The sequence below is a fragment of the Saccharomonospora halophila 8 genome, assembly GCF_000383775.1.
GTDB lineage: Bacteria > Actinomycetota > Actinomycetes > Mycobacteriales > Pseudonocardiaceae > Saccharomonospora > Saccharomonospora halophila.
Genome location: NZ_KB912483.1, coordinates 37,197 through 42,467, shown reverse-complemented (window position 1 = coordinate 42,467; position 5,271 = coordinate 37,197). Strand labels below are relative to the sequence as shown.

Below are 5,271 nucleotides of genomic sequence, written 5' to 3'. Positions count from 1 at the left end.
CTGCGCGCGGCCTGCCGGTTCCGGCGCTGCGCACGGTGTTCGCTCGCCGCGATCGTGAGCACCCCGTCGGTCAGCCGGTGGTCGAGCCGTGCCAGCAGGCGCTCGCGCAGGTCGTCCGGCACGACCGGCGACCGCGCCACGTCGAAGGACAGCTCCACACGGGACTCCGTGGTGTTCACGCCCTGCCCGCCGGGGCCGGACGAGCGGGAGAAGCGCTCGGACAACTCGGACTCCGGAAGCCACAACCCGCCCGTCACCCGGATCCCGTCCACCCCGGTCGCCCTCTTCCGTCCGCTCGCCACCGTCGTCACCGCCGCCGGCGTCCGCAGTGCTCAGAACCGGGGATGGTCCCCGGTGAGCGACACCCGCGGCTCGTTCTCGTCCTCGGCACGGCGCACGTCGCCGAGCACCCAGGCGGGCACGTGGCGGGCGGTGAGCACGGCCAGCGCCCGGTCCACGTCCTCCGGGGAGACGACGGCGGCCATGCCCACCCCCATGTTGAACGTGCGCTCCATCTCCGCGCGTTCGACCCGCCCGCGCCGGGCGATCACCGCGAACACCGGGTCGGGCGTCCACGTGTGCCGTTCGAGGTGGGCGACCAGCCCGGCGGGCACGACCCGCGCGAGGTTGGCCTGCAGCCCGCCCCCGGTGATGTGCGCGAAGGTGCGGACGTCGGCCTCGGCCGACAGCGCGAGGCAGTCCTTGGCATAGACGCGGGTGGGTTCGAGCAACTGCTCCCCGAGGGTGCGGCCGAACTCCTCCACATGCCCGCCCAGCGGCATCCGCGCGACGTCCAGCAGCACGTGCCGGGCGAGCGAGTAGCCGTTGGAGTGCAGACCGGTCGACCCCATCCCGATCACGACGTCCCCCGGGCGCACCTGGTCGGGCCCCAGCACCTCGGACGCCTCGACCACGCCGACGCCGGTCGCCGAGAGGTCGTAGTCGTCCTCGGCCATCATCCCGGGGTGTTCGGCGGTCTCGCCTCCGAGCAGGGCGCATCCGGCCTGCACACACCCCTCGGCGATGCCGGAGACGAGCGCTTCGACCTTTTCCGGCACCACCTTGCCGACCACGAGGTAGTCCTGCAGGAACAGCGGCTCCGCCCCGGTGACCACCAGGTCGTCCACCACCATCGCCACCAGGTCGATCCCCACGGTGTCGTGCTTGTCGAGCGCCTGCGCGACGGCGATCTTCGTGCCGACACCGTCGGTCGACGAGGCGAGCAGCGGCTCCTGCCAGCGCCCGGCCTTGAGCGAGAACAGTCCGGCGAAGCCGCCCACCCCGCCGACCACCTCCGGCCTTCCCGCGCGGGCGGCGTGCGGCTTGAGCAGCTCGACGGCCTGGTCACCGGCGTCGATGTCGACCCCGGCTGCGGCGTACGTGGCGCTCGTGGGCTCGGTCACGAGGCGAACTCCATCCTCAACTTCGACAACGGGCTAGTGCGGCCCGACGACATCCCCGGCACCGTACTCCCCGGACGGCGCGGGGGCCGATCCCGCGTCCCCCGTGCGGTCCGATTCCCCGGACGGGGTGTCGCCCCTGGTCACCGACCCCTTGCGGGCCGGTGCGGCGGTGTGGTCACCACCGCCGAGGTTCTCCAGGAAGTGCTTGCCGATCAGTTCGTCCTCGGGCAGCGGGATGGGGTACTCGCCGTCGAAACACGCCGCGCACAGCCGGGAGGACGGCTGTTCCGAGGCGGCCACGAGGCCGTCCAGGGAGACGTATCCGAGCGAGTCCGCGCTGATCGCACGCCGGATCCCGTCCTCGTCGGCCCCGTTCGCGACCAGCTCGGCCGGGGAGGCGAAGTCGATCCCGTAGAAGCACGGCCAGCGCACCGGGGGCGAGGCGATCCGTACGTGCACCTCCAGCGCCCCGGCCTCCCGCAGCATCCGCACCAGGGCGCGCTGGGTGTTCCCGCGCACGATGGAGTCGTCCACCACGACCAGCCGCTTGCCCCGGATCACCTCGCGCAGCGGGTTCAACTTGAGCCGGATGCCGAGCTGCCGGATGGTCTGCGAGGGCTCGATGAAGGTGCGCCCCACGTAGCCGTTCTTGACCAGCCCGGAACCGTACGGGATGCCCGACGCGGTGGCGTACCCGATGGCGGCGGGTGTGCCGGACTCGGGCACGGGGATCACCAGGTCGGCGTCGGCGGGGTGTTCCTCGGCCAGTCTGCGGCCGATGTCCACCCGGGTGGCGTGCACGCTGCGCCCGGCGATCGAGGTGTCCGGCCGGGCGAGGTAGACGTACTCGAACACGCACCCCTTCGGCTCCGGCACGGCGAACCGCTCCGACCGCAGACCACCCGCGTCGATGGCGATCAGCTCGCCGGGCTCGACCTCCCGGACGAACGAGGCGCCGACGATGTCCAGTGCCGCGGTCTCGCTGGCCACGACCCAGCCGCGCTCCAACCTGCCGAGCACGAGCGGCCGCACACCGTGCGGGTCGCGGGCGGCGTAGAGGGTGTTCTCGTCGGAGAAGGTCAGGCAGAAGGCCCCGCGCACGGTCGGCAGCAGGTCGAGCGCCGCCGCCTCGACCCCCTTGTCGGCCGCCGCCTCCGCCAGCAGACCACAGATCAGGTCGGAGTCGGTCGTGGCGCCCCCGCGTTCGACGACGCCCCGCTCGCGGGCCCGGTCGTGCAGCTCGTGGGTGTTCACGAGGTTCCCGTTGTGCCCCAGGGCGAGCCCGGTGCCGGTGGCGGTGGTGCGGAACGTCGGCTGGGCGTTCTCCCAGCTCCCACCGCCGGTGGTCGAGTAGCGGCAGTGGCCCACGGCCACGTGCCCCTGCAACGACGAGAGCACCTGTTCGTCGAAGACCTGGCTGACCAGGCCCAAATCCTTGAACACGACGATCCGGTCCCCGTCGGAGACCGAGATACCCGCCGCCTCCTGGCCCCGGTGCTGCAGGGCGTAGAGGCCGTAGTAGGTCAGTTTCGCGACGTCCTCACCCGGCGCCCAGACGCCGAAGACACCGCATTCCTCACGAGGCTCGGCCTCGGGCTGTTCCACCGGAAGGCTCCCCTGCATACGAGAACGGGCCGCCCCGTCAGTGTAGTGCGCCGGGGGCGGCCCGTTCTCGTGATGTCGCGCTCAACCGTTCACGGGGTGGCGGCGAGCCACTTGGCACGCCCTCTGGTGCCCGGCACCCAGCAGCCCCGCGCGCCACCGGACCGGCGGGGGGCGGAGGTTTCCTCCGGCACCTCGGGCAGCTCCAGCAGGGCGTCGACCACGTCGGCCAGCGCACCGTCCCGGCTCCAGAGGACCGTCCGGGGGGCGAGGATGTCGGCTTCGTCGACCGGCATCCGCGTGGCGTTCACCGCGTCCTCCGCGTCGAGGCGGACGACGTCGACCACGGCACCGTGCGCACGCACGCCGACGATCGTCATGATCTCCCCGCTGTCGTCCCGGGGATGCACGAACCGGTATCCGTGTCCGATCAGCCGGCCGAGAACCTCCTCGACCTCCCGCGCCTCGGCGGTCTCGTCGATCCCGGAAAGCTCAGCCGGCGAGGTCATCGAACTCACCGTCCTTGACGCCCGCGAGGAACGCGGCGATCTCGGCCTTGGTGTAGACGAGCGCGGGCCCCTGGGGATCACGGGAGTTGCGCATCGCGATTCCCCCGCCGCTGAGTGGGGCGACCTCCACGCAATTGCCCATCGCACCGCTGTAGGCGCTCCTGCGCCACACCACGCCCGCGAGCGACTCCGAGGAGATTCCGTTGTCGACCGTCCTCGCCATGATCCTCACCTTCCCGACTGACACCATTGGAGGATGCATCTGCACGTGCAGTTGATCTTGCAACGCACGGTAGCACGACGCCCGTGCAGATGTGGATGCACGTGCAGGTGCGAGTTCACGAAGTATTCGTCACAGCGTGAACTGAATCACATCGGACAACCTCCGCGCAGCTCAAACCGCCCTTCCGGGTGACTGTGGACACCGGGGACGGCCCGCGTCCGCAGCGGTGGTGCAGCGGGGCACGCGCCCGGCTTCAAGCCTCGGCGCGCACCTTGAGCAGCATCTGCCGGGAGCGATCTGGGGTCTCGGCGTCCACGGCCAGCCGGTCGAGCGAGCGCCCGACGAGCTCGATCTCGTCCGGACGGTCCAGGTAGATCCCGCCCGCGATGTGCTCGATGTAGCCGATGTTCGGCAGTTCGGGCTCGGCGAAGCGCAACATCGTGAAGGCTCCCTCGGCCGCGTACCCGCTGCGCTCGTACGGGACCACCTGGATGGTGACGTGCGGAAGAGTGATCATTTCCAGCAGGTGGTCGAGCTGGGCCCGGTGTACCCGTCTGCCCCCGATGGGCCGGTGCAGCACCGACTCGTCCAGCACCACCCACAGCCGGGGCGAATTCGGGCGGAACAGCAGCCGCTGGCGCCGCATCCGCAGCGCCACCCGCCCCTCGGCGGCGGCGCTGGCCGTCTCCGGGAGCCCGTGGGTGATCACCGCACGCGCGTAGTCCTCGGTCTGCAACAGGCCGGGGACGAACTGCAGCTCGTAGGTCTGGATCCGGGAGGCGGCCTCCTCCAGTCCGACGAAATCGTCGAACCAGCGCGGCATGTAGTCGTTGAACTTCTGCCACCAGCCCGGTTGATTGGACTCCTTGACCATGTCGAGGAACACGGCCCGCTCCCCGGGGTCGGACACCCCGTACAGGGTGAGCAGGTCCCGGACGTCACGATCCTTGAAACCGACCCGGCCGAGTTCGAGCCTGCTGATCTTCGACTCGGACGCCCGGATGTGATAGCCCGCGTCGGCACGGGCGATGTCCGCCCGCTCCCGCAGACGGCGGAGCTGGGCACCGAGGATCATCCGGCGCGCGGTGGGCCCGGTCCCCGGTTCCGCCCCGGAGTCGTCGTGCGCAGCCATGCCGCCTTCCATTCCCCACTCCCGATACGCCGAGCTGATCCGTCGGACGCGCCGGCTGTCGTCCGGCCGGTGAATCGTACCGGAGGAATCCGTCCGATCGTCGAAAGTACACCGTGGACCACCGGGGGCACAGCCGTCGTGGTCGACGCCGGGTCGCCGTCAGACCCGCACGACCGGCAGCCGGTGTGCCACCTCGGCGGCCCGGGCCCCGGACACGTCGACCCGCCCGGACTCCACCGCGTCCGTCCACTCCAGACGCCCGGTCGCCAGCTCCAGCCAGGTTCGGGGGTCGGTCTCCACCACGTTGGGCGGGGTGCCCCGGGTGTGCCTCGGCCCGGCGACGCACTGGACCGCCGCGTACGGCGGCACGCGGACCTCGACGCTGCGCCCCGGCGCCACCCC

The 5,271-nt window shown here is 71.4% G+C and carries 7 protein-coding genes; all 7 read right to left on the bottom strand.

The window, feature by feature from the left end:
- Positions 1 to 272: alternative ribosome rescue aminoacyl-tRNA hydrolase ArfB (gene arfB, locus SACHA_RS19780; protein WP_039737617.1), on the bottom strand; the 272-nt coding region annotated here is incomplete at its 3' end.
- Positions 273 to 332: 60 nt separating this feature from the next.
- On the bottom strand, positions 333 to 1,403 hold the full coding sequence (gene purM / locus SACHA_RS0101570) for a phosphoribosylformylglycinamidine cyclo-ligase (RefSeq protein WP_019806656.1): 1,071 nt from the start codon (positions 1,401 to 1,403) through the stop codon (positions 333 to 335).
- Positions 1,404 to 1,436: 33 nt separating this feature from the next.
- A complete protein-coding gene (gene purF, locus SACHA_RS19775) occupies positions 1,437 to 3,026 on the bottom strand; it encodes an amidophosphoribosyltransferase (RefSeq protein ID WP_083935745.1) in 1,590 nt (529 codons plus the stop codon).
- Positions 3,027 to 3,097: 71 nt separating this feature from the next.
- On the bottom strand, positions 3,098 to 3,514 hold the full coding sequence (locus SACHA_RS0101560; protein WP_019806652.1) for a hypothetical protein: 417 nt from the start codon (positions 3,512 to 3,514) through the stop codon (positions 3,098 to 3,100).
- Complete coding sequence (locus SACHA_RS0101555) at positions 3,498 to 3,737, bottom strand: DUF397 domain-containing protein (RefSeq protein WP_019806650.1); 240 nt, start codon at positions 3,735 to 3,737, stop codon at positions 3,498 to 3,500. Before SACHA_RS0101555 ends, SACHA_RS0101560 begins: the two co-directional genes overlap by 17 nt.
- A 253-nt stretch (positions 3,738 to 3,990) precedes the next feature.
- Positions 3,991 to 4,869 carry a helix-turn-helix domain-containing protein gene (locus SACHA_RS0101550; RefSeq protein WP_028662784.1) on the bottom strand — a complete coding sequence of 293 codons (879 nt, stop codon included), beginning with the start codon at positions 4,867 to 4,869 and terminating at the stop codon, positions 3,991 to 3,993.
- A 159-nt stretch (positions 4,870 to 5,028) separates the two neighbouring features.
- The coding region (locus SACHA_RS0101545; protein WP_019806646.1) for a sterol carrier family protein at positions 5,029 to 5,271 on the bottom strand (243 nt) is incomplete at its 5' end.